Source organism: Anaerobacillus alkalilacustris, from assembly GCF_001866005.1.
Taxonomy (GTDB): domain Bacteria; phylum Bacillota; class Bacilli; order Bacillales; family Anaerobacillaceae; genus Anaerobacillus; species Anaerobacillus alkalilacustris.
In genome coordinates, this window is the sequence record NZ_MLQR01000021.1 from 1 (window position 1) to 25,221 (window position 25,221).

The following is a 25,221-nucleotide window of genomic DNA, read 5'->3' on the forward strand; positions in this document are numbered from 1 at the left end:
TCAATGTGTTATGAAAATTCCAGTATAGTAATTACAACAAACTTACAATTCGGTCAGTGGAACCATGTTTTTGGTGATCCCATACTAACTGAGGCTGTCATTGACCGATTAATTCATCATTCGCATTTATTAGTATTTAAAGGTGATAGCCATGTTTTTGGTGATCCCATACTAACTGAGGCTGTCATTGACCGATTAATTCATCATTCGCATTTATTAGTATTTAAAGGTGATAGTTTCCGTTATAAAGAGTCTTTATTGCATCAATAATTTATAGGTGGCAAGTGGCATGCATTTTTAATTGCCATTTCATACATTTTTTACTTGCCAAATACAGCCAATATGCTTTGTAAACGCAATAAATGCGTCCACAAAAGCGCGGCCATTCATTTTTTCTGTTACGTGAATGAAGCGGTGGTTGGAAAATGGGAGCGCAAAAACGGCAAAACACACCGTACGATAAAAGCCATTAATCTTCAATCGTTTCGTTCCCCAATCAAACTGCACCATTTGTCCAGGCTCATGAAAGATATCAAGGTAACTTTCTTTTAGACGATTTCTTTCTAAATGGATCCATTTTTGAGCTTTCGATTTGCTCACTGGGAAACCATCTTCATTTAGTAGGAGTTGTAATTGTTCGATAGTAAATGATTTCTTTTTTGTTTCTAAAGCAAGGTAATAGCGTATGCGCTGCCTCGTCATTTCTTCGATTGGCTCATACTTCGATTTTCGCTTGCAGGGATACAATTTTGTTGAACCTGTTTCCTTAAATAATTTAACACGATGATTTACAGTAGCTAAGCAAGTGTTAACTTGGTTAGCGATTGCCCGTTGTGAATAACCTGAAAGAGTAAGATCTAGAATTTTTCCTTCTGTTGTGCGTGATAAAACCATATATCAACATCTCCATCTTTGGAATTTTGAAACTAGTAAACTACTCTAAAAGAGATGAGAGGTTATCACAATATGTTTTAGTTGGAAATGTATCTTTTATTTGGTAATTGATTGTCGGGATTGAATTTTCAGTGCCTGTGGACGATCCGCCATTAATAGAAAGAAAGCTCTTGATAAAAAAACTAGTCCAATTAGAAAAATCACTATTGGGCTGTTTGTTAACATAACCTAATTCACAAATTTTCCAATTTCATCAAATAGTTCTGCTCTCACAATGTCTTTGTATTTTTCTGCGATTTCAAAATACCTATCATTCCGATTTACCTTGTAGGCATAAATAACATTCGAAAGATCATCTGTACTTATAATAAAGACCTTTACGCCTTTAACGGCTATTATATCTGCTAAATTTTCAACATTATCATTTGATGAGGTAATAGCAATCTTTTCTTCATGAAAATATATCCTAGGTTCAGCATTTTTCCCATCTATTCTTGGACAAAGATCAACTTCTAGTAAATTAGATATGATTTTAAATGTATTCCCTTTATAACTTAGGGTAAAGTCCGGGTCTAGCCTCTTTAATAAATAGATAAGTGGTGCAATAATATAATCAGGTTCACTATGATAGTTCTTTAGGCGTTGAATGAAAGACCTTTCAATGCCTTTTACCTCAGTTATTTCGGATAATTCATCTTGAACATTTTCAGCAAGGACAAACTTCTCTACAGTAATTAGCTTTTTGAGGATTGCTTTACTTATCAATGTCTTATTTTGCTCCTTAAAACTAGCTCCTCTGTCATCGTTATAAAGATCTTTATAACTAAAATCATCATCTAATTCAACCTTCTTAATAAAAACATCTTCAATATTCAACCGTTTCATTCCCTTCTTCATTTAGTTTACGTACTCTGTTGTTACCTAATTATACCAGTTGTTACTAGGTTAATCGATATGTTTCACAGGAAACGTCACTGTGACACCTTGTTGAAACAGGGGGACAGGTTCGTTGTCCCACCAAATTTTTATGTCCTTTATGCAAGTGGAACAGTTAACCTGTCCCTATGTTTCAGTTCATAGCACTCAGGGATGGGTGCTTACTTTTATGATTGCAAGTTATTCGCTTGAGATAATTTATAGAATTACTATGGTGAAACAAAATTATTAAAAAATGTATCATTAGTAGTAAATTAGTAATAAAATAGTAAGTAATATTAAATTTTCGGTATAAAAAAATTTTAATTAACTATACTGAACAATTAAGGTGGTGGAATTCATGGATGATTTTCATATTAAGTATGATAGTAATTTGTTACAAGAGCTTTATGAGAAATTCACAATTGAAAGGTATTTAAACAAACCAGAAATTATGTATAGACTTGATAGTAACCTTTTGCAAATTCGAGCTAATTTGTGGGGGGATATATTAGAAAAAAGAAAGATGAATGGTCGATTAGTTGCATTAAAGGATCAAGACGGTAATAAATTTTGGTACTCAATGACACAAGGTTTAGAAAAATTAATACATGATATTGATGTTAGAGCCAAGGAGAGACTAGACGAGCTAGTAGTATCTGAAATACAACAAAGATTACTGATAGAAAGTCTAATTGATGAAGCATTTTTTTCAAGTGTTATAGAAGGAGCTTTTTCAACTAAAAAAAGAACCCGGGAACTGGTAAAGTCTAAGGATCCCAAAAATAAAAGTGAAAAAATGATCTTAAACAACTATCATGCATTAGAATTTATATTAGAAAACTTGCATAGTGAGTTAAATGAGGAAATATTTTTATCGCTGCATAAAATTATTACAGAAAACACATTAGAAGAGGATGAAATAACTGAAAAGTATAGAGATGGTCCAGTTTATGTAATGTCTGAAAATCAAACTAAAACGGAACCAATTTATGTTGCACCTCCGCTGGAAGATGTGCAACCAATGATGGATGAATTGTTCTCCTTTATAAATAATGAAAAACAATTTATTAATCCAATAATAAAAGCCTTTATTATTCATTTTTATATTGTGTATGTTCACCCATTTTATGATGGAAATGGTAGAGTTGCTAGAGCTTTTTCTTATATGTATCTACTAAAGAAGGGATATAATTTCTTTAGATTTTTTTCAATTTCCACTGTTGTAAATCAGAAAAAAGGGAAATACTATAAGGCTATTAAAGATACAGAAGACTATGGAAGTGATTTAACATATTTTATAAAAGCTTATTCTGAAATGACTTTAGAGTCTATCGAAGATATGATAACAAAGTTAAACAAAGAGCTTGAGCATGACTTATTGTCATTAGAATTAGAAAAAGATGACATAATTTTATCTAAAAGACAAAAAAAGTTTTTGACCTTTATTAAAGGAAAGGAAAGTAATATAACTACAATTCAGGAATACCTAAAAAAAATGAAAGTATCCTATGAAACTGCTAGAACAGATCTTTCTGAATTAACGGAGTTAGGTATTTTTAAGAGGGATAAGAAAGGAAAGAAATATATATATAAATATTTAGGGTTAAAAGGATACAAAGAGTATTAGTTTATTCATTATTGGGGATTCGTGCCTGTCACCACCCGAACTTTGTTGGTTTTTGTCGAATGGCGAGAGAGCAAGTCCGTTGTCCCTCTTCTCTTTATTTATATCCTCTGACTACAGGTGCATGTGGCACAACTTCAATTTTTTAGCTCTAAAATTGTATCAAGGCGTATGGTATAATTATAACAAGCACGGTAAATTGGAGGGTAATGCTTGTGGAAAAAGAAGTACTATTAATTAAAATAAGAAATAATATTCAATTGCATTATCCAGAAATAGATACGTTAATCGACGAGCTGACTCCATGCCTTATTCAAAGTATCACAGGAGAAACTTTTTCTACTGAAGTAAAGCCAGTAAATAAATTAGATTTAAAAAAGATAAATGTTATTAATGGTTGGAATCCATTTGATTGGGGAATATATTTAGAGAGGCCAAATTTTGTCTTGAAAAAATTATTAGTAAAAAATGATGATATTATACAAGGGTTAGTTGCCTATGAGATTAAAGATGGTTGGGTTGAACTAAATTTGGTAGAAAGCGCACCTTGGAATATTGGAACTAATAAGGACTTTATAGGTGTAGGTGGACATCTTTTTGCGATTGCTTGTAAGGCAAGTTTTGACTTAGGGTTGAAGGGTATACCGCTTTTTATGCGAAGTCAAAGTTAGTTAAACATTATCAAGATATATATGGAGCGATTCTAATTGATCCGAATTCACGTAGAATGATCATTGATACGAATGGAGCAAGAAAGTTGGTTCAAAAGTATTTTGATTAAGGAGGGAACAGCGATGAGTGCACAATTTCTCAGCAAAGAGTATTTAGAAAAGGTAAAAAAGCTAGAAGAAGATGCAGCGGGAGTATATGCAGTTCCAAATTATGAACTTAAAAATCAAGATGAATTCACCAAGAGAATTATTAATGAATTAAAGAAAAAGAATTAGGGATGCGTGCCTGTCACCACCCGAATTTTGTCGAAGATTGTAAAGTTAGTAGAATGTAAGAGTGTGGTAAAATAGTAGATGCAACTGAATATTGTGAGGGTGGTTGGTTGTTATGCTTCTTTCCGTTAGGAAAGGAGGTGATAATCATGGAAACATTTCTTGAATTTCTACGAGAAGCTTTGAAGGGAATAGTGCGAGAAGTTAGTGCATATTTCTTTCGGAAGAACATACTAGAAAACAAGAAAACCACCCTACGCCGTCGCAAGAAAAAGGGTGGTTTTCATAAAAAAATTAAACTTTGCCAACCACCACCCTGACGGTAGAGGTTGCATGGAGAAGTGTTAGCAGCACTTCTCTTTTTTATTATATATCCATTATATCTAAGTTTATTCATAATTAAAAGTGGCAACATGACGGTAGTGGTTGCGTGACTGTTAACAATCGAGTACGTTACGATTTGACAGGAATATGTTCACATCGAGGGCTTTTCTCTATTTCTAGGGGACATCTTACCTGTTCCTAATATCCCGTTAATCAGACATAATTCGAATTAAATCGTATTGATAAAAGCGGCGATTTCTCCTTCTATCGTCACCAAAAATCATATTTAATTTAACAAGTTCTCCAAGGCTTTTCCTAATAGTTGGAGGAGCTAAATTAGTTGTCTCCTTGATTTGTTGTACTGTCGCAATAGGATTAGAAAATAAAGCACCCCAAACTTTCTTTGTTGCAGGTTGCTGAAGCTTGGAGAGTCCTTCATTGTATAATTGTTCAGCTTGATCTAATTTATTGTATTGGTGTTTCGCCATACGAATAGTAGCATCAAGGAAAAACAGAATCCAATTTTCCCAATCCGGCTCTTTTCTTCCAATTGCCCGAACACCATTTAACATAGCATAATATTTAAATTTCTCTTTCTCTAACTCCTCACTTAAGAAAAAGAATGGTGTTTCAATTAAGTTAGACTGAAGCAAATATAAAACAATAAGTATTCTGCCTAAGCGTCCATTTCCATCTAAGAAAGGGTGGATGGATTCAAACTGAGCATGGATGATCGCTGCTTTTATGAGTGGATGGAATGATTCTTCGGCTGGAAGCTGATATGGATGTCCATTTATATACCGTTCAAGATTTGCCATGTATTCTCCCATCAGCTGAGGTTCAGGTGGAATATAGGAAGCATCTTTGATGTGTTTGGTTGGACCAATAAAATTTTGAATTTTTCTGTATTCCCCTGAAGAACTAACCGAACCTCTGGCATCTTTCATTAATTCTATATGCATCTCACGAATTAAACGTTCTGTTAAGGGGTATCCAGTTTGAATAGCCTCTACTCCCAATTTTAGCGCACTTTGATAGTTCCTAACTTCAACTTTCTCCCAATCCTCTTGCTGATCGATTTTATCTTCAAGCATTTCACTAAACGTAACCTGTGTTCCTTCAATTCTAGTTGATTGTACAGACTCATGTAAAGTTAATAGTTGAATAAATGATTCATTAACCAACGAATAACGAAGCTTTTGTTTTAGCTTTTCTAGTTCGGCAGAAGCTTCAACTACCTTTTTATAAAATGCAAGTTCAGTTTCGGCATCAAATGTTATAGGGAGGAGTGGTAAATTGTATGGTTTTTTCAACTTTAATACCTCCTTTATTACTATATTTTTGTAATATTATTACCTATAATACCTCATTTTGATACGTTATGCTATTTTTTATCAAAAAAATATCGCAAGGAGACGGTGCCTGTCACTACCCGAAGTATGTCGAAGATTGTCTGGTTAGTTAATCAGTAGTTTATTAAATTCTTATGTACTAATCATTTTTTGTTTGACAGGTGTTAGATTGGCTTTTTATAATAAAAGTGAAAAGCTGTATCGTTCCCCCGTATTTTTCATCTGTTTCATCCTCATCTTTTTTACACGAATGGAAAACCCAATTCAACTCAAGTCAGTTCCTAATTTCTATTATTATTTCAAAACAAAAATGTATCGTACTATTCCTTAGGAGGGATGTTCGTTTGTCTGCAAAAGTAAATAGTATTGGTCTAAAGGGCTTGGAAGGGTATCGTGTCCAAGTGGAAGTCGAAGTCATGGAAGGGGTGGAATCGGTCATTATTGTCGGTTTACCGGATGCTTCTGTGAAAGAATCGCGAGAGCGTGTTTCAGCCGCCTTACATAACATGGGGCATTCAATCGTTGATAAGAAAATCGTCGTGAATTTGTCTCCAGCGGAGCAGAAGAAAAATGGTCCGTTGTTTGACTTAGCGATTGCGCTTGGGGTATTAATCGGTGGGGAGTTTGTAAGTGAGAAACCTCCAAAGGATGCAGCGTTTATCGGCGCATTGTCATTAGATGGCTCCATTGTCCCTGTTCAAGGGATGTTGCCATGCGTTTTAGCTGCAAAACAACTAGGAATGAAAAAGTTGTATTTACCGTTTGAACCTTATTTTCCGCAAATTGCAATTGAAGATCTCGAATTAGTTTATGTTTCTTCTGTTCATGAAGTTTTGGAGCATTTATCAGGAAAACCTGTTCTTCCGTTTCATTCTGTTGAAAAGGTATCTGAATCAAAAGCCATCGTTCTTGATCGTGATTTTAAACAAATTATTGGTCATGAATGTGCAAAGCGCGCACTTGAAATCGCAGCTGCGGGTGGACACCACGTGATGATGGAAGGTCCGCCTGGGTGCGGGAAAAGTATGCTTGCTGAAACCTTTCCAACCATTTTACCCCAATTATCAAAAGATGCTCAGCTTGAAAAGGTAAGTCTATACCAATTGGCTGATGCACCACTAGATAGTCTCACATTACCCCCTTTCAGACACCCTCATCATTCAGCTTCTGCGGTCTCGATTATTGGCGGTGGGTCAAACCCTAAGCCTGGAGAAGTCTCCCTTGCTCATTGTGGCGTCCAGTTTTTAGATGAATTAGCCGAGTTTTCCAAAAAGACGTTGGATATGCTGCGTCAGCCCTTGCAAAATGGGAAAGTAACAATCAGTCGTGCGCATTCTACGGTCACATACCCATCAACGTTTATTTTTCTAGCAGCGATGAATCCATGTCCTTGTGGGTACTTAGGTTCTAGTAAACAGTATTGTACATGTACAGAAAACAAAATCAGAGCGTATCAAAATCGGGTATCAGGGCCAATTCTTGATAGGATGGATATCGTGCTGACGCTAAAGCCGGTGAATCTAAAGGAGATGAATTTTTCTAGCACTGAATCGTCGCTAGACATAAGAAAACGGATCGTAGCTGCAAGGCAAAGACAGTATGAGCGCTATGGAGCAGAGATCACCAATGGGGAAGTATTACTTGAAAGATTACTAGAAGTAAGTCCATTAACTGAAAAACAAAAGCAACTGATGCATGATATTTGTATGGAGCATGGTTTAAGTAATCGAGTACATGTGAAAGTGACTCGAATAGCGAGAACGATTGCTGATTTAAACAATGAAGAAAAAATCTCAGATCAAGCAATGATCGAGGCGTTTGAACTACGTGGAATAAAGGTAAAGGGTTATCAACTAGGTGAGTACCATGGGTAGACCAAAACGAATTTGGATTCCGAATATGTTTTATCACATTGTTTGTCGTGGCAATCGCCGAGACCCACTGTTTCGCGACCGTAATGATTTTATCGAAATCTTGCATATGCTAGAAAAGATATATGAGAAGTTTCCTTATGAGCTTGTTTCTTACTGTTTAATGACTAACCATTTTCATTTGTTATTACGATCGCAAGAAGAGTCGATTTCTAAAGTTATGGCACTAGTGAATAAACGCTATGCGAATTACTACAACACCAAATACAAGTTAACTGGTCATGTGTTTGAAAAAAGGTACTTTTCTGAAATGGTCAAAGATACAGGTGGGATGCTTACTGTAAGTCGTTATATCCATCTGAATCCCATTAAGGCAAAAATGGTCAAATCTCCTGAACATTATCCATGGAGTAGCTTTCAATTTTACGCTAATCCGCACGTGCTTCCCCCCAACTATATTGATACAACTCACCTTCTGAACTACTTTCCAGGAACAGATACTCAAAAGAGAGAACAGTTTAGTGACAGGCACGCCCCGGATTTTGTCGAATTACATCCTAAGCCAACGACCGAATAAACTTTCTTTTGCCGCGTATTTTCGTTTCTGCACGACTAGTTTACCAACTAATGTCCCGTAAAAATAAGCGGTGAAGCTCTTTTGGATCTTATTTTGCTTGAATTTGTAAACCGTTTCTTTGAACGCTTCGGTGATGATTGGTAGGAGTGATTCGATGGCCTCAGTAAATTTCATTTGCCGATAAGCAATAAGTACCCGGTCCCAGAGTTCGCAGATTTGTTTGGCGCGGTTAAAGAATGGTTTGACGGTTTTCGTGAACGAGGTAGGAACGTAGCTTGGTACGAAAGTATGGTCGAGTGTGTCTAGCGTAATAGGACGAAGATCTTTATCTTTTATTTTGTTTTCAAGTTTACTAGTTTCTGCTCGAATTTTTTCAGGGGGAGGCGTTGGTGTGGTCGACTTTTTAGTGGTTTGTCGCTCCGTCAATTTTTCGCTTAGCGTTCCGTCAAAACGGTGGAAAACGTAGACGTTGTGGGAGTAACCTCCTTTTTCCCTTGTTGTATGGTGGATGGACAGGATGCCGAGTTGTTTTGCTTTCTTTAGCATCCGTTCAAATGTTGAACGTGAAACACCCCCTTTTTCCGTTTGTGCGGCTTCGACTAATTTACAGATGCGTGCATTACAAATGCCAATTTCCTTGACGCTAAAACGGGTAAGAATTGTAAAGGCGATAAGCTCTCCTTTTGTAAACTGGTCACCATATTGGGATAAGGTTTGTTTCATTGTTTCATTAAATTGCTGGAGCGTTGTGAATTCGCGTAAGTGAGAGAATTGTTTAATGTTTCCTGGTTTCATTTTTCATGTTCCTTTCGGGGATTATTAATAGGTAAGTTCTGTAGAAATGTGTGGGCTTGTCGTTGCTCGTTCGTACAAACGGTGCGAAAAGCGGATCATGCAATACGACGTGCGTTGCAGCTGTTTTTCCATCGTGTAATAGGATACGGGTAATCTCAGTTGTTCGTTGTTTTTAAAGGTAATCACGGTTTCGTTCGGTTTTTTTGGAGTGACTTGTGGTGAGAGTGAACGGATATGATGGTGGAAAATCCATGAGCATTCGAATTGCGTGGGTGAGTGGGTAGGAAATGCGTAGATTTGCTCGAGTGGATCAATCGGGATTGGTACTTTGTGTTTGGCACCTGTTTGGTGAATAACGGCAGTGCGCCTTCCTTCATAGGTAGAACCAGCTTCTAAACACGCGTGTTTGATCAGTTGCAGCGGTGTTTTTCGTATGTAGTGTTGACAAGTCGGTTCGATGGCGATGGTATGATAATCTGTGTGGGCGATGGGGAGTAATGCCATTGTGTTTTTCGTGATTTCGTAAGTTTTTAGTATTGGGTTGGTCATTTGTAAAGCTCCTCTCGATTACATATGTTTTAAAAAGGTAGGATTGGAAAAGGCGAGTAAAAGTATCATTCATGGAATTATGTTCGTTGTCATCATACTAAAAAGCACTTTTTTACTAATAGGTGGTTGGTGGTAAGTAATAAGGGATGAAAGAGGGATAAATGAGGATGACTAGTTTTCCTCGGGTCGGTTCTTTTTAACAAATTCTTCAATAGGAGGAAGGGATTCTTCTGTGATTTCTTCCAAGAGAACCATGGCATCCATATCTAAGCCAACAGCAATTTTATAAATGGCTTCCAAAGAAGGAGTTCTTTCACCTCTTTCAACTTGACCAATATAACCTGTACTAAGGGTAGATTGTTCTGCCAGTTTTTCACGTGTCATATCTTTTAAATCCCTGTGGAATCTTATGATTCTACCAGCCCTTTCTCCAACTATCGTTTTTTTCCTCACTACTCTACCGCCTTTTTAACTAAAATTATGCATCCGGTAGAATTCAGTGAACAGAAGCCATGGCATGTATTCTGGGGATTTAGGAAGAAATTTTTCGTTTCTGGGGTCTGACCCCCACCGCTTTAAAGCGATAAAAAGAACGAACAGCCCCATTTCGGATTGCGTGTTCGTTCTTTGTGTTTGCGTATGAGTTTATACTGTTTCAACGAGCATTCTTCACTTTAGATGGTTAGCTAACTGGGTCATGGAATCGTTTAGAGTGTCGAGCTTCTTTTCGATTCTGTGCAGTAAATATAACGTGATCATTACTGGAAAACCGTATTCACTGATCAGTGGGATCCATATTTCCATTTGTCATCGAGCACCTTTCTAAGTTTAGATTAAAATGTTTATTCAAAAAGAGGAAGCGTGCGCTTCCTCTTTAGTGTGGTGGGGTCAGACCCCTAAATTTCAATGTCAGATACGTAACGTTCGACGATACGTGCCGTATGTTTGCTTACTAACTTACCGCCTGTGGAAATAAACGCATCTTCAGCGATAACTGCATCCATAACTTGAGCAACTTGAGTTGGATCAACTGGTTCAATTGGATTGTCTAAAGACAAGGTTACGTTTCGACCCATTTCATTTTTAAAGATAAGTTCAATCTTTTTAGCCATCTACTTTCACCTCCGTTTTTGCTTCTATTAATCTAGTAACTAGTTCAACACGTCATACACATTGTTTCGTGTCACACCTTCTAACGTGAATTGCTGCAGTGTTGCTAGAGCTTGTGCTGTATTCTTAAGTTGTTCACTTGTTGCAGTAATGTCAATGTTAGAGAAGTTCTTAGTTACTAAAATTTCCTTACCTTCATCTATTAATCTAGTAACTAGTTCAACACGTCATACACATTGTTTCGTGTCACACCTTCTAACGTGAATTGCTGCAGTGTTGCTAGAGCTTGTGCTGTATTCTTAAGTTGTTCACTTGTTGCAGTAATGTCAATGTTAGAGAAGTTCTTAGTTACTAAAATTTCCTTACCTTCATCATCGAAACCACCGTGAAATACTAATGATAATCTTGTTTGCATAATGTTTTCGTTCATCCTTATCACCTCCTTCACCTTATAAATACAAGGAAAGAGGGAAAAGGGGATAGGTCCTTGTCCCACCGAATTTTTTTAGGTTAAACATTTTTCATCTTTTTAATGTTCACGTTCGTCAATTGCTCCCTCTTCTTTATTCTCCAGGTGCATTGATAATACTAAGCGCATGAAACAGATGAGTTATCGACCTATACTGGTACGAAGAACCTATAAATAAACCGGGAACAAATAAGAAAAGACCATTAGGTATTCCAGAACATGAAGATAAATTTGCCCAACCAGGAATAGCTAAAACCGTAAATGCCATCTATGAACAAGATTCCATGGATAGTTCCTTTGGTGTAAAAGAGGTCAATGTCACCACTCGAATATTCACGAAAATTAATAGTTTTTGTTGTATCTTCTTTGTTGACGAAAACTTGTAATTAATAATAAACTACATGTAACCGGTTACAGTTAATTTTATTAAGGCGTGATGAAAGTGACAACAATTCGTGATGTAGCAAAATATGCAAATGTATCAGCAGCGACAGTATCGAGAGTACTAAATAAAAAGGGCTATGTAAGTAAGGAAGCAGAGGAAGCAGTTGTAAAGGCTATTGAAAAACTTAATTTTCAACCAAATGCTGTGGCACGAACCCTTTATAGTAAATCATCTCGTATGATTGGTCTTATCTTACCAGATATCACAAATCCTTATTTCCCTGAATTAGCTAGGGCAATTGAAGATGTGGCGTTATCAAATGGTTATACAGTTGTGTTATGTAATACAGATGACGATGAAAAAAAAGAGAAGCAATATATAGAAGCTCTTAAACAAAAATATGTAGATGGAATTATTTTAGTTACCAATCAACTTGATGTAACAGATTTGGCTCCAATGGCTGTACCTATTATTGCTTTGGACCGAATTTTATCAGAAGATATTCCAGCTGTCGTTTCAGAAAATGAAAATGGTGCTATTGTGGCCACTGAGCATTTAATTGATTGTGGGTGTAAATTTATTGCTCATTTACGAGGTCCAATTGGATTAACCTCTGCTGAAGATCGATTACGAGGTTTTCAAAGTGTTGTCCAACAAAAAGGAATAGCAAATATTGTTGTTAATAGCGATTTCAATTTTGAAAAATCTGAAGAGGTAACAATGCAATTATTGAAGAAGTATCCAACCATTGATGGGATTTTTACAAGCAGTGATATTACTGCAGCAGGAGCAATGAAAGCTGCACATACATTAGGCAGAACCATTCCTGATAACCTTCAAATTATAGGTTTTGATGGTATTCCGTTGGGGAAAATGTTGGCGCCTTCTTTAACAACAATTGAACAACCGATTTATGAAATGGGAGCCTTGGGTGCAAGGTTACTTATTCAACAATTTGAAAATAAAACCCTAGATACAAACTTATATAAACTTCCAACGAAACTTGTAGTACGAGGAACAACAAAAATGAGAGGAGAGAAAGCATGAAAAAACCATTAATAACAATCATCGGGAGTATTAATATGGATTTGATAACAAATACAACCAAATTCCCTTTACAAGGGGAAACAGTGATAGGTGGATTTTTTAAAATGTTGCCAGGCGGTAAAGGAGCTAATCAGGCGATCTCAGCTTCTAGGCTTGGTGGTCAAGTACAATTTATTGGATGTGTAGGTGATGATCAATTTGGTACGGAGTTAAAAAAGGTTTTACATGATGAGGGAATTCACCTACGTGTGAAACCGGTTACAGGTGAAAGTTCAGGTGTTGCGACAATCATTCTCTCAGAAGGTGACAATAGAATTATCGTGACTCCAGGGGCGAACGATTGTGTAGATGTAAACTATCTTGAGACTTTAAAAGAAGAAATATTAAAAAGTGATCTCGTCCTTGTACAGTTTGAAATACCTTTACAATCGATTAAATATATTTTAGAACTTTGCCATGACAATGAGATACCGTTAATTGTTAATCCAGCACCAGCAAAGAAATTAGAGTTGGAAGAATGGATGAGGGCAGCGGTAATTACCCCTAATGAAACAGAAGCCACCGAATTATTCGGTGAACTTAAGGACTTCCGGAAGCACCCTATCGCTCAAAAGCTGGTGGTTACTCAAGGAAAAGAGGGAGCTGCGTACTTAGAAAACGAAATGTTCAACTGCATACCGACATTTAGTGTTGACGCAATAGATACAACAGGTGCGGGAGATACCTTTAATGGGGCTTTAGCTGTAGCGATGACAGAAGGTCAAAGTTTAAAGGAAGCCATCAAGTTTGCTAACGGGGCAGCAGCTTTATCAGTTCAAAAATTAGGTGCGCAAAGCGGAATGCCTACTAGAAAAGAACTTGAAATCTTTTTAAAAAAAGAGGGTGTGTAACATGAAAAAACACGGCATATTAAATCGTGATATTGCTTCAGTATTAGCTAAACTTGGACACACAGATACAATTGTGATTGCAGATTGTGGGTTACCAATACCAGAGAGTGTGAAGTGTATTGATCTATCATTAAAGCAAGGTGTACCTTCATTTTTAGATGTATTGTATGAAGTTTTAGCTGATATGGAAGTAGAAGAAGCTACTTTCGCACAAGAAGTAAAAACTTACAATCTAGAACTCTATTCCAACTTAGAAGCTATAAATCTTCCTATAAAGATGGTCTCACATGAAAACTTTAAAGAACTAACAAAGAATGCAAAAGCAATTATTCGTACAGGAGAAAACAAACCGTATGCCAACATTATATTAAAAGCGGGAGTGATCTTTTAAAGGAGGAGTTTCGGTATGATGATTACAATGTCTGGCATTTCGAAGTCTTTTAATCATAATCGAGTTCTAAAAAATGTAGATTTCTCTTTAATAAAAGGAGAAATTCACGCACTCATGGGTGAGAATGGCGCAGGAAAATCAACGTTAATGAAAATTTTAACAGGTATCTATGCGAAAGATGAAGGGGTTATTGAAGTAAAAGGCAAGAAAGTTAATTATCGAAATCCAAAAGAAGCAGAAAATGATGGTATTGCGGTTATTCATCAAGAGTTAAATATTTTACCTGAAATATCAGTAGCGGAAAATCTATTTTTAGGAAATGAGCTTATATATGGAAAAACTGGGTGGATGCGTACAAAAGAAATGAACCAAATCACGGAAAAAAAGCTAGCAGAACTTGGCTTAGATGTCAAACCAACGGAACGAACTGGAAATTTATCAGTTGGAAAACAGCAAATTATTGAAATTGCTCGAGCACTAATGACAAATGCTGATGTGATTATTATGGATGAACCAACAGCAGCTCTAACAGATCGGGAAATTGAAACATTATTTAAGACGATCAATAAGCTTCAAGAAAAAGGAGTCGCGTTTATCTATATATCACATAGGATGGAGGAAATATTTTCATTGTGTGACCGCATTACTGTATTACGAGATGGCGAATATGTAGGAACAAAGGTAATTTCAGAAACAAGCTTTGAAGAAGTAGTTCGAATGATGGTTGGACGTGAACTAGGTGATCGTTTTCCAAAACAAAACTTTCAACCAGGTGAGGTTAAATTACAAGTAAAAGAAATGACTAGAGTTGGTGAGTTTGAAAATGTTTCTTTTGATGTTAGAGCCGGTGAAGTGTTTGGTATTTCAGGATTAATGGGTGCCGGGAGATCAGAAGTGGTTGAAACGATATTTGGATACAGAAAAGCCAGTCACGGAGAAATTCTAATAGATGGTCAACCTGTAAAAATAAACAATCCAGTAAATGCAATTCGGCACCATATTGGTTTTGTTACAGAAGATCGTAAATCGAAGGGATTAATTGTCAACTTCAGTATTCAACATAACTTGAGTTTATCGAATCTTGATGGGATTTCGGCAAATGGGTGGATCTCAAGCCGAAAAGAAAATGAATTATATAAAAAGTTAGTGCAAAAACTTGGTGTACGTACGTCAGGACCAAATCAAACAGCAAAGTCACTAAGTGGAGGGAACCAACAAAAAGTAGTAATAGCAAAGTGGCTTGAAAGAAATCCGAAAGTTCTTATTTTAGATGAGCCGACTCGAGGGGTAGATGTGGGAGCGAAAAAAGAAATTTACTCGATCGTTAATGAGTTGGCAGAACAGGGTGTAGCGATCATTATGGTTTCCTCGGAGTTACCTGAGATTCTTGGAATGAGCACTCGTGTTGCAGTTATGTTTGAAGGAAAATTAATGAAAATATTAGATCGTGATGAATTAAGTGAGGAACTTATCATGCATTATGCCACCGGGGGTGAAAAAAGTGTTCACAAAAAATAATTTGAAACCGTTACTCGGGTTATTAGGCCCTTTTATTGGTTTGATGGTAATTATCATTGTTATTTCAATTATGAATCCAAGCTTCTTAACCTTCTCAAATATTTTAAATGTACTTAGACAGGTCTCAATTAATGCATTGATTGCGTTTGGGATGACGTTTGTTATATTAACGGGTGGTATCGACTTGTCCGTTGGTTCGACCCTTGCCTTTTCTAGTGCAGTTACTGCTAGTTTACTAGCATCAGGAGTGGACCCATTTATTGCTGTATCTATTGGACTAATTGTTGGGACTCTCCTTGGAGCGTTTAATGGCCTAATTATTTCAAAAGGAAAAGTAGCTCCGTTCATAGCAACTTTAGCGACTATGACTATTTATCGCGGTCTCACCTTAATGTATACAGAAGGGCGACCGATTACTGGTTTAGGTGATTCTACTTTTTTTGAAATGATGGGCAGAGGATACTTTCTTGGAATTCCATTCCCTGCCGTAACCATGATGATTAGTTTTACAATCCTTTATATCATTTTAAAGAAAACGACCTTTGGTCGACGTGTCTATGCTGTAGGTGGAAACGAGGAAGCGGCAATTTTATCGGGGATAAAAGCTGACCGGATTAAAATATATGTCTATTCATTAACTGGATTTTTATCAGCTTTAGCGGGGTTGATTTTAACATCCCGATTAAATTCAGCACAACCAACTGCCGGGGCAATGTATGAATTAGATGCCATTGCTGCAGTTGTACTAGGTGGAACGAGTTTAACAGGTGGTAGAGGTTGGATCATCGGTACCTTAATTGGTGCTTTGATCATAGGTGTCCTCAATAACGGGTTAAATCTATTAGGAGTAAGTTCATTTTTCCAGCAGGTTGTTAAAGGTGGAGTGATCTTATTAGCCGTATTGATGGATCGCAAAAAAATGCTTAAAAAAGGGGAGAGGAAAAAATGAAAAAAAGCTTTTTGATGTTGTTGGTTTCAATGTTAATGTTGGTGATCGTAGCTTGTTCAACAGATTCTCCTACAGGAAGTTCCAATGGGAATTCTGAACCGAAAGAGGATGGTTTTACAGTTGGGTTTTCCATCTCTACTCTAAATAATCCATTTTTTGTTACTTTAAAAGAAGGGGCAGAGGCAAAAGCGAATGAACTAGGTATTCAGTTAATTATTGTTGATGCACAAGATGATAATGCAAAACAAGTAAACGATGTTGAGGATTTAATTCAACGTAATGTGGATCTAATTCTTATTAACCCTACGGACTCGTCATCAGTAGTTACAGCTGTGCAAGCTGCAAACAGTGCTGGTATTCCAGTTATTACAGTAGACCGTGGTGCTGATAGTGGGGATATTACGGCACATATCGCATCCAATAACATTGCTGGTGGAGAGATGGCAGGCGACTTATTATTAAGCCTTGTTGGAGCAGGAGTCAAGGTAGTTGAATTAGAAGGGATTTCTGGGTCGTCAGCTGCACGTGAACGTGGTCAAGGCTTCCACAACGTGGCACAAGGCAAAGTAGAGATTGTATCCCAAACAGCCAACTTTAATCGAGCAGAAGGATTGACCGTAATGGAAAATATCTTACAAGGTAACCCAGATATCGTTGGTGTATTTGCTCATAATGATGAAATGGCGCTAGGAGCTTTAGAAGCAATTTCCGCAGCTGGTCTAGACGACATTTTCGTGATTGGATTTGACGCAACGGACGATGCCGTTGCAGCAGTGCAAGATGGCCGCCTAAGCGGTACGGTCGCACAACAACCTGTTCTAATTGGAGAAAAAGCATTAGAAACTGCTCTATCAGTATTAAAAGGAGATGCAGTAGAAGAGTTTATTCCAGTAGACTTAGAGTTAGTTACAGAGTAATTGAGGAGACGGTGCCTGGCACCACCCGAAATATGTCGATTGTTTTAAGTGGAATAGATTGATAATCTAAGGATTTCTATGTAGTAGTGTTGGAGAGGACAGCTCACCCCAAGCAGCCATAATACTGGGTTGCCTGGGGTGATTTTTTACATTTCCTCCACTGGCAACCTTAATAATTCGTGTACGTATGGTGTCGATTTGCATGGTCCTTTGTTCTTCTGGAAAATAAAGCGTACGCAACCGGTTCGTTAAGTTATAAGCCAATAAAATCAACATCATCTTTCCTTCATTTTACTTTGTAAGAATGACTATTCATTTTATCAAAACCAAAACCATTCTTAGCTTCCTTGATGTAATTCTCCATCGTACCTCTTTTTTGATAAGTAAGAATGATATCTCTGGGAGAAAAGGCATCTATTAAATTAGTCACTAGGAACGTATGGTTAAACAACAATTACGTATTGGACGAGAGTTCTCCTCCGTCATTTGACAATTCAATTTTACGATTGAAATCAAGTGTTAATTGCGGTAAAGTAGCCATTATAAGAACCCTTTCTGTCGGTTATTTGGTGGTACTTTTGACCTTATCAGAAATGGGTCTTTTTTCATTTGTTTGATGCATGATCGTTTAATGAAAAAGCTTATTAGATAGGCAATTATAGACTATTATCGATTTTCTATGAATAATTCAGGATAAAGTATTACAATACTCAAAATAAAATCCGTTTGCAATCTTTTTAGTGTCTGTGCATATTATGAGGATAATGGATATGAATTATACAATTTCATTTCTTAAGTAATCGTACTAAAAATGATGAAATTGTGATACAATATAAGTACTTAAAGATATGGCACGGACTTAATTAAGAAAAGGAGGGATTAAAATGGCCACATCTTCTTTTAATAAGGATTTTACCTTAAATAGCAAAAAGGCTGTGGAGTCATTTGCAAAAATCATATCCACTCCTACAGATCATGTGAAAATAGATAGGAATATTATTTCGCCTGAAAAAGAGCGGCGAGGTGAACAGAAATTAAAACAAATATTATCTCGCTAAAGCATTTGATAGAAATGAGTGATGAGTTAAAAGCTCAGGACCTTATTTCTATTTTTGTGTGCAAAAAAGACCCAGATATAGAAAATTTTCTAAAAGAAAAAGCAATAATATTCGAAAAACTTGGCAAGAGTAGAACATACCTAATTTTTGACGAAGACTCTGATGATGAACTAAGAATACTAGCTTACTTCACATTAGCCTTGCAAGTCCTGAAAATACCTGAAGATTTATTGTCACGGAGAAAAACTAAGGTTTTTGATGGATTTAGTGCTAAGATTGGTGGAGAGAAAATTACAGAATTCCCTGCGATTTTAATTGGTCAATTCGGAAAAAATGAGTTATTCCTTGGTAGCTTAACAGGTAATGAAATGATGCAATATTGCCTTTATACGTTAATGGAGGGACAAGCTCGTTTAGGGGGAAGGATTGTTATGCTTGAATGCCAGGACATACCTTATTTGATAGATTTCTATAGTCAGTTTGGTTTTTTCAAAATTGAAAAAGACTACGAAGAAGGTGAACTTCTTCAAATGATAAAAATCTTGCAAGAAGGGGAAGTCATTCGGTTTTCTGGGGTCTGACCCCCATCGCTTTAAAGCGATAAAAAGAACGAACAGCATCATTCGTGATTGCGTGTTCGTTCTTTGTGTTTGCGTATGAGTTTATACTGTTTCAACGAGCATTCTTCACTTAAGATGGTTAGCTAACTGGGTCATGGAATCGTTTAGAGTGTCGAGCTTCTTTTCGATTCTGTGCAGTAAATATAATGTGATCATTACTGGAAAACCGTATTCACTGATCAGTGGGATCCATATTTCCATTTGTCATCGAGCTCCTTTCTAAGTTTAGATTGAAATGTTTATTCAAAAAGAGGAAGCGTGCGCTTCCTCTTTAGTGTGGTGGGGTCAGACCCCTAAATTTCAATGTCTGATACGTAACGTTCGACGATACGTGCGGTATGTTTGCTTACTAACTTACCGCCTGTGGAAATAAACGCATCTTCAGCGATAACTGCATCCATAACTTGAGCAACTTGAGTTGGATCAACTGGTTCAATTGGATTGTCTAAAGACAATGTTACGTTTCGACCCATTTCATTTTTAAAGATAAGTTCAATCTTTTTAGCCATCTACTTTCACCTCCGTTTTTGCTTCTATTAATCTAGTAACTAGTTCAACACGTCATACACATTGTTTCGTGTCACACCTTCTAACGTGAATTGCTGCAGTGTTGCTAGAGCTTGTGCTGTATTCTTAAGTTGTTCACTTGTTGCAGTAATGTCAATGTTAGAGAAGTTCTTAGTTACTAAAATTTCCTTACCTTCATCTATTAATCTAGTAACTAGTTCAACACGTCATACACATTGTTTCGTGTCACACCTTCTAACGTGAATTGCTGCAGTGTTGCTAGAGCTTGTGCTGTATTCTTAAGTTGTTCACTTGTTGCAGTAATGTCAATGTTAGAGAAGTTCTTAGTTACTAAAATTTCCTTACCTTCATCATCGAAACCACCGTGAAATACTAATGATAATCTTGTTTGCATAATGTTTTCGTTCATCCTTATCACCTCCTTCACTTTATAAATACAAGGAAAGAGGGAAAAGGGGACATGTTGAGACGGTGCCTGTCACCGCCCGAAATTTGTCGAAGGTTGTATGTTGATAGATTAATTACTTGAGAGATTTCTATGTTATTTGAAAAGCATGTTAAAGAAGTTCACCCTGAGTCGTATTATTGAACGGCTCAGGGTGTTTTTGGGTTTTCTTTCGATTTGTTATTATTCTGCTAGTTGTAGAAAATTTGTTCCTAATATCTCCTAATTTATTGTTCTATGAAAACTGTAGTCTTTTTTAACCATTTTGTTTATTAATGTTCGCATCCATCATTTTTTTCCTCTTCTTTATTCTCCAGGTACATTGACAATACTATATCCCTTACTTGCTCAGCTTGACCAGGGCTTAGAGACCCCAATAAAACGGTAATCAGTTGCTTATCAACATTCATTTCAATTCACCCGCTTTCCTCTATTGATTTATATGAATTTTAGTTATTAAGTATAAGCCTGTACGCATATGAGTACAATTATTATATATATTATATTGTACTCTTAAGAGTACAGTCAACCATTTAAATGGAAATGGGAGGAAAAATATGAGGAAGTTAAAATTATGTCTAAATGAATTGTTATATAAACATGATCTTTCCATTCATCAATTACATTTAATAACAGGAATTCGTCGTGCTACGTTAAGTGAGTTAGCCAATGGAAAAAGACAGCGAATACAATTTGAGCATATTGAAAAAATCGCCAACGCTTTAAATATAGATGATATCAATGATATTTTGAGGTTAGAAAGGGAATGAGTGAGTCTGTCTAGAAGAGACACCTATGGAAACATTTCTTGAATTTCTACGAGAAGCTTTGAAGGGAATAGTGCGAGAAGTTAGTGCATATTTCTTTCGGAAGAACATACTAGAAAACAAGAAAACCACCCTACGCCGTCGCAAGCAAAAGGGTGGTTTTCATAAGAAAAATTAAACTTTGACAACCACCACCCTGACGGTAGAGGTTGTATGGAGAAGTGTTAGTAGCTTCTCTATTTATAATATATTGACTATATCTAAAGTTATTCATAATTAAAAGTGTCAACTGGCTTTTTTGTATTTGTTTCTATTTTAGTTCAACGAATTCAATAGTAGTGAGGGAACGGATGTGCTAGAATAATAGTGCAACTCTCATATTGCAAGGTGGCGGCTGAACTCCCTGAAAGAAAGGGGGTGAAGCATATGACGACATATCAAGCATTTAGCTTAATAGCACAATCTAGTTTAGTGTTAATAGCGCTTCTCACATTAATCGTAACTATTGTCGTCAATTTAAACAAAAAGAAATAGCCACCCTGCCCTGAGAAAGTAAGGTGAGCTATTTCAGCAAAAATCTTTCTTTCAGCCGATCTTCAAGCGGCATGTAGTTGCATTGCCTGAGCGTTGCTGCGCTCAGGTACTTTTTATTTTACGTCATTTCTAACTAAAGTATACACCATCTTTCGCTATTTCAGCAAGGAGGAGATTCGTGCCTGTCACCACCCGAAATTTGTCGAAGATTGTAAGGTTAGTAAATCAGTAGTTTTTAAATTCCCATGTACAAAATCATTTTTTGTTTGACAGGTGTTATAATGGCTTTTTATAATATAAGTGATAAACTGTAAAGTTCCCCCATGTTTTTTCCGTTAATTCCTCATTTTTTAACGAACAGAAACCTCAATTTAGCTCTATCATTTCAACCTAAAATGTTGTTACATATTCCTTAGGAGGGATGTTTTTGTGAAAGAATCGCGAGAGCGTGTTTCAGCCGCCTTACATAACATGGGACATTCAATCGTTGATAAGAAAATAGTCGTAAATTTGTCTCCAGCGGAGCAGAAGAAAAATGGTCCGTTGTTTGACTTAGCGATTGCGCTTGGTGTTTTATATCGGTGGGGAGTTTGAAGAAACAGTGGGACAGGTCCCTCGCTCCGCACATCTAGTGTAAATGTAAAGAGTAATTATTATACAGTAATCGTACAAGTTGAATGGTGTAATGTTGGTTACTAACTTTGAGCGGCTAATGATAAGAAAAAGAATCTTGGGTATAGCTATTATGTCCCAAGATCCTTTTCAAAGCATAAACGTTTATTTTTTAAAAGCTTTCTGGTATATTTTTCAGTTGCTGAAATAGTTTGTTTTTAATGTCCTCAGATGAGGTGATTGATAATAGGGGAATATAGTGCGCGACAGCATGTTCAAATCCCCAATAGCGTAGTTTCGTTTTTTCTACAGATTTACTAGTCCAGGTATCTTCGGTTTCTTCAATTTTAAATAAGTGATCATACCTAAACGGTCCCCAAAATACCCAATGATCCGAGACGTTAGGCAGTCTTGTCCAATAAGAGTAGTCAAAATGATAGCGAATAAGTGCTATCACTGGATATTCGTTTTCCCCAAGATCAACTTCAATTCCAAAGATAGGTCCATTTTTTAAATCGGTAATATTCGTTAATGGGTGCTCATTTTCTATTTGATATAGCTTTATAAAATTACTGGTTAGCCAGCCTTCGTGGGCTGAGTCAGATTTCCATCTTAGAAATTTAGGAGTAATAGGAACAAAGCCCTCATCCTCTCCAATACGGTCGAGTTCTGAAAATAGTAAATGGAGATTTTTGTACGTTTCTCTTAATACATCGACTGCTGTAGAAATATTTTTCCCCATATTAGGAGTCGTTGAAGACATAATAATCTCTCTCCTTTATCATTTGAGTAGGCCAATGCCAGTTTTCTTTGTTTAGTGTCATGTCGCTTTGAAATATATACCCACCTTTGATGATTGGTTGGTGAAAGATGGTATCCTTAAACCCTTTAAAGCGAATAAACCCTTTCTTCGTTAGTAGCAGCTGCAAATCCTCTAAGATCAACTTCTGTCCTTTTTCTAAATCTATTAACTCTTGTTCCTTTAGCGCTTCAAGGATATTCTGCCAACAAAGAAAACCTAATTGAACCGAGGGTGAAATAATAGAGCGATCTTCAATATTTTTCTTAACCGTGTTCATCATTTCATATGGGGCTAGAAAAAGTAAGTAAACATCCTTATTAACAGAAAACTTCTCCAACATACGGGAATAGCGGGCCAATTGATTGTAACTTTGAGTATAATCAACTACTATGTCTTCTTCCTGGTCTTCAGATGAAATACCACTTAAATACTTTACTTCTATCCCAATGACTGTGTCTTCAAATGTAATCAATAAATCAATTTCACCAGCCTCTTGGCGGGGCCAAAACTCCATTTCATAATCATAGCCTTTTTGATTAGAAATAAAGGATAGCCATTTTACTTGGGTGTTCTGATTAGAAAGTAGGGTAGTTGTAAGTACATGTTTTAAGCCTATTTCAAAAGGTAGATATCGGATGGCCCCAAAGAAGTCGCCAGTTAGCTTATCTTCAAGTCGATCCGAGAGGTTGCTGCCAGTTTGTGAGATTTTATTATGGATTTCGGATATCATAGGTAGACCTCAATTCTGGTTTGTTTTGGATAATTTTAGTATATAGCAATGGGGTAGAGAAGAAAAGGAAGGTTGTTCGTGCCTGGCACCACCCGAAATTTGTCGAAGATTGTCTGGTTAGTAAATCAGTAGTTTATTAAATTCCCATGTGAGTGAATTTAATAGGATCGGAGGGACAGGAGCCTCGTTCGACCAAATTTTGTAAACATGAACGGGTTAGGGATTCGTACCATGAATGAAGATAGTGAAGTCATGTTAACCGTTTATAGTAGTCTTGCTAAAGAAGAGAGCCGAAGTCTTCCGGAAAGCGTCGCCTGGGGAAGAAGACTAACGGAGAAAATTTACTGAAAAGTATCCTCGCTATGTGTATGGATACGCTGAAAATGGAGACATGGTTATAAATGTTGAACAAGCCAAAATCGTTCAGCGAATGTATAGAGAGTTGTTGGATGGCAAGAGTACAAATCGGATGGCTAAATAGTTATCGGAAGAAGGGCAAGCCCCGTAAACGGAAGAAAAAGTGAAAATAGGAGTGGCGGAGTAAATGGTCACGCGGTTTTCAGATGGAACAATTTGTTATTATAGTGGAAATTTAGTTCTTACTAAAATTGGATTAGAGTATGAGAAAGATGGTCATATATTTTGTTGTAAAGAGTGCGCTGATGATTTCAAAAAGAAGTACATAAATAGTAAATAGCAGTAATAAAATTTGTAGAATGGACTGGCTAGTTACGCGATCCTACCCAAGATTAAGTCGGTGGGATATAGTAAGGTTGAAATTAGAATAATAAAAAAGGCCCACTGAGTTAACGTATAATTTGATTACTGATCTAGGTGGGGACTATTTTACGCTTACGGAAAGCGCGTAGGTAAAATGGAGAGTACAAATTCTCTGACCGATTTTTTTTGACTTCTTCTTCAACGATAGGGAGGATCTCGTTATTTATTTGACGAAAAAGTACCAGGGGGTCCAGACCTAAACCAAATGCAAATTTAAGAAGTATTTCATCATAAGAAGGGCTACTTTCACCTCTTTCATTTTGTCCAATATAGTTGCTGCTTAAGGTAGATTGTTCTGCAAGCTTTTCGCGTGACATTTTTTTAAAATCCCTTTGAAATCTAATGCATTTACCGATAGCTACTGTAACTATACTTTTTTCTTCCGCCAGCTTACCGCCTTTTTTAATTAAAATTATGCAGCGGATAAAAGTTTGTGAACACAAGGTATATTGGGATTTTGGTGTATGTTGGAAAAGTACAGAATTTTTTTTAGGAGGCTTGGCTGTTATAGGTTTTGAGCAAGGGTTGTATAGTAGAATGTGAGGAAGCATAGTGATGCTTCTAATACTTTTTTGGCTCTTCGCTAATTTCTATTGGAACACAAGATTTCATAAAGAATAATAGTCTAGTAATCTTCTCAACTTTTACTAGGGTTTCATACTTAAAATCGACCGTCAAGGAAACCACTTGACCGACGATTTTAAGTATGAAAGTGCATAGTTAGATTGAGAAGGAGATAATCTAAGCATGTGGCTTCACTTCTAACTTAAACTTGTTAGCTGTTGCATAGATCATGGCAATAAAGTTTTCGATTGATCGGT

At 36.6% G+C, this 25,221-nt stretch carries 37 protein-coding genes and 1 pseudogene; 18 read left to right on the forward strand and 20 right to left on the reverse strand.

The features are described from left to right. Positions 1 to 270: ATP-binding protein (locus tag BKP37_RS08750; protein WP_169823109.1), on the forward strand; the 270-nt coding region annotated here is incomplete at its 5' end. A 39-nt stretch (positions 271 to 309) separates the two neighbouring features. On the opposite strand, the gene BKP37_RS08755 is transcribed toward BKP37_RS08750, so the two are convergent. Together BKP37_RS08755 and BKP37_RS08760 are read right to left on the reverse strand one after the other, a co-directional pair. After that, on the reverse strand, positions 310 to 894 hold the full coding sequence (locus BKP37_RS08755; RefSeq protein WP_071309236.1) for a helix-turn-helix domain-containing protein: 585 nt from the start codon (positions 892 to 894) through the stop codon (positions 310 to 312). 228 nt (positions 895 to 1,122) lie between these two features. Next, positions 1,123 to 1,779 carry a hypothetical protein gene (locus tag BKP37_RS08760; RefSeq protein WP_139193095.1) on the reverse strand — a complete coding sequence of 219 codons (657 nt, stop codon included), beginning with the start codon at positions 1,777 to 1,779 and terminating at the stop codon, positions 1,123 to 1,125. Positions 1,780 to 2,170: 391 nt separating this feature from the next. Here BKP37_RS08760 and BKP37_RS08765 point away from each other — a divergent pair, with 391 nt between their 5' ends. The 4 genes from BKP37_RS08765 (at position 2,171) to BKP37_RS20030 (ending at position 4,700) form a co-directional block, all read left to right on the forward strand. Next, complete coding sequence (locus BKP37_RS08765) at positions 2,171 to 3,439, forward strand: Fic family protein (protein ID WP_071309238.1); 1,269 nt, start codon at positions 2,171 to 2,173, stop codon at positions 3,437 to 3,439. A gap of 212 nt (positions 3,440 to 3,651) precedes the next feature. Further along, entirely contained in the window at positions 3,652 to 4,107 is a 456-nt protein-coding gene (locus BKP37_RS08770) for a hypothetical protein (protein WP_084034611.1), read from the forward strand. 123 nt (positions 4,108 to 4,230) lie between these two features. Continuing rightward, a complete protein-coding gene (locus BKP37_RS20025; protein WP_169823110.1) occupies positions 4,231 to 4,383 on the forward strand; it encodes a hypothetical protein in 153 nt (50 codons plus the stop codon). A 146-nt stretch (positions 4,384 to 4,529) separates the two neighbouring features. After that, positions 4,530 to 4,700 (forward strand): hypothetical protein, encoded by a 171-nt coding sequence (locus BKP37_RS20030; RefSeq protein WP_169823111.1) that lies wholly within the window; start codon positions 4,530 to 4,532, stop codon positions 4,698 to 4,700. A 213-nt stretch (positions 4,701 to 4,913) separates the two neighbouring features. Here BKP37_RS20030 and BKP37_RS08775 read toward each other — a convergent pair whose 3' ends face one another. Continuing rightward, positions 4,914 to 6,017, reverse strand: coding sequence for a Fic family protein (locus BKP37_RS08775; protein WP_084034612.1), 1,104 nt, complete (start codon positions 6,015 to 6,017; stop codon positions 4,914 to 4,916). 383 nt (positions 6,018 to 6,400) lie between these two features. Here BKP37_RS08775 and BKP37_RS08780 point away from each other — a divergent pair, with 383 nt between their 5' ends. Continuing rightward, entirely contained in the window at positions 6,401 to 7,930 is a 1,530-nt protein-coding gene (locus BKP37_RS08780; protein ID WP_071309240.1) for a YifB family Mg chelatase-like AAA ATPase, read from the forward strand. Beyond that, complete coding sequence (locus BKP37_RS08785) at positions 7,923 to 8,504, forward strand: transposase (protein ID WP_071309241.1); 582 nt, start codon at positions 7,923 to 7,925, stop codon at positions 8,502 to 8,504. The genes BKP37_RS08780 and BKP37_RS08785 overlap by 8 nt, the downstream gene beginning before the upstream one ends. Here BKP37_RS08785 and BKP37_RS08790 read toward each other — a convergent pair. The 8 genes from BKP37_RS08790 to BKP37_RS20035 form a co-directional block, all read right to left on the reverse strand. Then, on the reverse strand, positions 8,478 to 9,299 hold the full coding sequence (locus BKP37_RS08790) for a hypothetical protein (RefSeq protein ID WP_071309242.1): 822 nt from the start codon (positions 9,297 to 9,299) through the stop codon (positions 8,478 to 8,480). The two genes, BKP37_RS08785 and BKP37_RS08790, sit on opposite strands and share 27 nt — an antisense overlap. Before the next feature lie 24 nt (positions 9,300 to 9,323). Further along, positions 9,324 to 9,848, reverse strand: coding sequence for a competence protein ComK (locus BKP37_RS19195; RefSeq protein WP_084034613.1), 525 nt, complete (start codon positions 9,846 to 9,848; stop codon positions 9,324 to 9,326). 171 nt (positions 9,849 to 10,019) lie between these two features. Beyond that, complete coding sequence (locus BKP37_RS08795; RefSeq protein ID WP_071309243.1) at positions 10,020 to 10,301, reverse strand: helix-turn-helix domain-containing protein; 282 nt, start codon at positions 10,299 to 10,301, stop codon at positions 10,020 to 10,022. Between the two features lie 216 nt (positions 10,302 to 10,517). Next, positions 10,518 to 10,652: a YvrJ family protein gene (locus BKP37_RS20715; protein WP_071309252.1), complete on the reverse strand. Its 135-nt coding sequence runs from the start codon at positions 10,650 to 10,652 to the stop codon at positions 10,518 to 10,520. Positions 10,653 to 10,744: 92 nt separating this feature from the next. Continuing rightward, the gene (locus BKP37_RS08800; protein WP_071309244.1) at positions 10,745 to 10,960 is read right to left on the reverse strand and encodes a DUF2922 domain-containing protein; all 216 of its coding nucleotides are present in this window, start codon (positions 10,958 to 10,960) and stop codon (positions 10,745 to 10,747) included. A 39-nt stretch (positions 10,961 to 10,999) separates the two neighbouring features. Continuing rightward, the gene (locus BKP37_RS20995) at positions 11,000 to 11,161 is read right to left on the reverse strand and encodes a DUF1659 domain-containing protein (protein ID WP_084034618.1); all 162 of its coding nucleotides are present in this window, start codon (positions 11,159 to 11,161) and stop codon (positions 11,000 to 11,002) included. An 11-nt stretch (positions 11,162 to 11,172) separates the two neighbouring features. Further along, entirely contained in the window at positions 11,173 to 11,388 is a 216-nt protein-coding gene (locus BKP37_RS08805) for a DUF1659 domain-containing protein (RefSeq protein WP_071309245.1), read from the reverse strand. Positions 11,389 to 11,521: 133 nt separating this feature from the next. Next, the gene (locus BKP37_RS20035; RefSeq protein ID WP_169823112.1) at positions 11,522 to 11,695 is read right to left on the reverse strand and encodes a hypothetical protein; all 174 of its coding nucleotides are present in this window, start codon (positions 11,693 to 11,695) and stop codon (positions 11,522 to 11,524) included. Between the two features lie 168 nt (positions 11,696 to 11,863). Between BKP37_RS20035 and BKP37_RS08810 the strand changes: the two genes are divergently transcribed. Genes BKP37_RS08810 through rbsB form a run of 6 tightly spaced genes read left to right on the forward strand, consistent with a single transcriptional unit; the run spans position 11,864 to position 17,524 of the window. Further along, positions 11,864 to 12,859 carry a LacI family DNA-binding transcriptional regulator gene (locus BKP37_RS08810; protein WP_071309246.1) on the forward strand — a complete coding sequence of 332 codons (996 nt, stop codon included), beginning with the start codon at positions 11,864 to 11,866 and terminating at the stop codon, positions 12,857 to 12,859. Continuing rightward, positions 12,856 to 13,749, forward strand: a complete 894-nt coding sequence (rbsK, locus tag BKP37_RS08815) for a ribokinase (RefSeq protein ID WP_071309247.1) — start codon at positions 12,856 to 12,858, stop codon at positions 13,747 to 13,749. Before BKP37_RS08810 ends, rbsK begins: the two co-directional genes overlap by 4 nt. A 1-nt stretch (position 13,750) precedes the next feature. Further along, complete coding sequence (gene rbsD / locus BKP37_RS08820) at positions 13,751 to 14,140, forward strand: D-ribose pyranase (RefSeq protein ID WP_071309248.1); 390 nt, start codon at positions 13,751 to 13,753, stop codon at positions 14,138 to 14,140. A gap of 15 nt (positions 14,141 to 14,155) precedes the next feature. Further along, the gene (locus BKP37_RS08825) at positions 14,156 to 15,658 is read left to right on the forward strand and encodes a sugar ABC transporter ATP-binding protein (RefSeq protein WP_084034615.1); all 1,503 of its coding nucleotides are present in this window, start codon (positions 14,156 to 14,158) and stop codon (positions 15,656 to 15,658) included. A 43-nt stretch (positions 15,659 to 15,701) separates the two neighbouring features. Continuing rightward, complete coding sequence (locus BKP37_RS08830; protein ID WP_245712484.1) at positions 15,702 to 16,607, forward strand: ABC transporter permease subunit; 906 nt, start codon at positions 15,702 to 15,704, stop codon at positions 16,605 to 16,607. Then, a complete protein-coding gene (gene rbsB, locus BKP37_RS08835; RefSeq protein WP_071309250.1) occupies positions 16,604 to 17,524 on the forward strand; it encodes a ribose ABC transporter substrate-binding protein RbsB in 921 nt (306 codons plus the stop codon). Before BKP37_RS08830 ends, rbsB begins: the two co-directional genes overlap by 4 nt. Before the next feature lie 159 nt (positions 17,525 to 17,683). On the opposite strand, the pseudogene BKP37_RS19210 reads toward rbsB, so the two are convergent. Continuing rightward, positions 17,684 to 17,978, reverse strand: a pseudogene (locus BKP37_RS19210) (transposase); the annotation flags it as partial. A gap of 430 nt (positions 17,979 to 18,408) precedes the next feature. Here BKP37_RS19210 and BKP37_RS20040 point away from each other — a divergent pair. Both BKP37_RS20040 and BKP37_RS08840 read left to right on the forward strand, forming a co-directional pair. Then, a complete protein-coding gene (locus BKP37_RS20040) occupies positions 18,409 to 18,582 on the forward strand; it encodes a hypothetical protein (protein ID WP_169823113.1) in 174 nt (57 codons plus the stop codon). Between the two features lie 14 nt (positions 18,583 to 18,596). After that, on the forward strand, positions 18,597 to 19,163 hold the full coding sequence (locus tag BKP37_RS08840; protein WP_071309251.1) for a hypothetical protein: 567 nt from the start codon (positions 18,597 to 18,599) through the stop codon (positions 19,161 to 19,163). Positions 19,164 to 19,268: 105 nt separating this feature from the next. On the opposite strand, the gene BKP37_RS20720 is transcribed toward BKP37_RS08840, so the two are convergent. The 5 genes from BKP37_RS20720 to BKP37_RS20045 all read right to left on the reverse strand — a co-directional run bounded on the left by BKP37_RS20720 (position 19,269) and on the right by BKP37_RS20045 (position 20,585). Further along, on the reverse strand, positions 19,269 to 19,403 hold the full coding sequence (locus BKP37_RS20720) for a YvrJ family protein (RefSeq protein ID WP_071309252.1): 135 nt from the start codon (positions 19,401 to 19,403) through the stop codon (positions 19,269 to 19,271). Positions 19,404 to 19,495: 92 nt separating this feature from the next. Next, complete coding sequence (locus tag BKP37_RS08850; protein WP_071309244.1) at positions 19,496 to 19,711, reverse strand: DUF2922 domain-containing protein; 216 nt, start codon at positions 19,709 to 19,711, stop codon at positions 19,496 to 19,498. Between the two features lie 39 nt (positions 19,712 to 19,750). Beyond that, complete coding sequence (locus BKP37_RS21000) at positions 19,751 to 19,912, reverse strand: DUF1659 domain-containing protein (protein ID WP_084034618.1); 162 nt, start codon at positions 19,910 to 19,912, stop codon at positions 19,751 to 19,753. A gap of 11 nt (positions 19,913 to 19,923) precedes the next feature. Further along, positions 19,924 to 20,139, reverse strand: a complete 216-nt coding sequence (locus tag BKP37_RS08855) for a DUF1659 domain-containing protein (protein ID WP_071309245.1) — start codon at positions 20,137 to 20,139, stop codon at positions 19,924 to 19,926. A gap of 308 nt (positions 20,140 to 20,447) precedes the next feature. Further along, complete coding sequence (locus tag BKP37_RS20045) at positions 20,448 to 20,585, reverse strand: hypothetical protein (RefSeq protein WP_169823114.1); 138 nt, start codon at positions 20,583 to 20,585, stop codon at positions 20,448 to 20,450. A 147-nt stretch (positions 20,586 to 20,732) separates the two neighbouring features. Between BKP37_RS20045 and BKP37_RS08860 the strand changes: the two genes are divergently transcribed. From BKP37_RS08860 to BKP37_RS19220, 3 genes are all read left to right on the forward strand, one after another. Then, the gene (locus BKP37_RS08860; RefSeq protein ID WP_071309253.1) at positions 20,733 to 20,945 is read left to right on the forward strand and encodes a helix-turn-helix domain-containing protein; all 213 of its coding nucleotides are present in this window, start codon (positions 20,733 to 20,735) and stop codon (positions 20,943 to 20,945) included. 423 nt (positions 20,946 to 21,368) lie between these two features. Next, positions 21,369 to 21,476 carry a putative holin-like toxin gene (locus tag BKP37_RS20475; protein WP_245712482.1) on the forward strand — a complete coding sequence of 36 codons (108 nt, stop codon included), beginning with the start codon at positions 21,369 to 21,371 and terminating at the stop codon, positions 21,474 to 21,476. Positions 21,477 to 21,905: 429 nt separating this feature from the next. Continuing rightward, complete coding sequence (locus tag BKP37_RS19220) at positions 21,906 to 22,070, forward strand: magnesium chelatase domain-containing protein (protein WP_245712483.1); 165 nt, start codon at positions 21,906 to 21,908, stop codon at positions 22,068 to 22,070. A 190-nt stretch (positions 22,071 to 22,260) separates the two neighbouring features. Here BKP37_RS19220 and BKP37_RS08865 read toward each other — a convergent pair whose 3' ends face one another. From BKP37_RS08865 to BKP37_RS08875, 3 genes are all read right to left on the reverse strand, one after another. Then, complete coding sequence (locus tag BKP37_RS08865; protein ID WP_071309254.1) at positions 22,261 to 22,851, reverse strand: hypothetical protein; 591 nt, start codon at positions 22,849 to 22,851, stop codon at positions 22,261 to 22,263. Continuing rightward, the gene (locus BKP37_RS19640; protein ID WP_071309255.1) at positions 22,832 to 23,620 is read right to left on the reverse strand and encodes an NERD domain-containing protein; all 789 of its coding nucleotides are present in this window, start codon (positions 23,618 to 23,620) and stop codon (positions 22,832 to 22,834) included. Before BKP37_RS19640 ends, BKP37_RS08865 begins: the two co-directional genes overlap by 20 nt. 830 nt (positions 23,621 to 24,450) lie before the next feature. Next, a complete protein-coding gene (locus BKP37_RS08875; protein ID WP_071309256.1) occupies positions 24,451 to 24,951 on the reverse strand; it encodes a helix-turn-helix domain-containing protein in 501 nt (166 codons plus the stop codon). Positions 24,952 to 25,221: the final 270 nt, after the last annotated feature.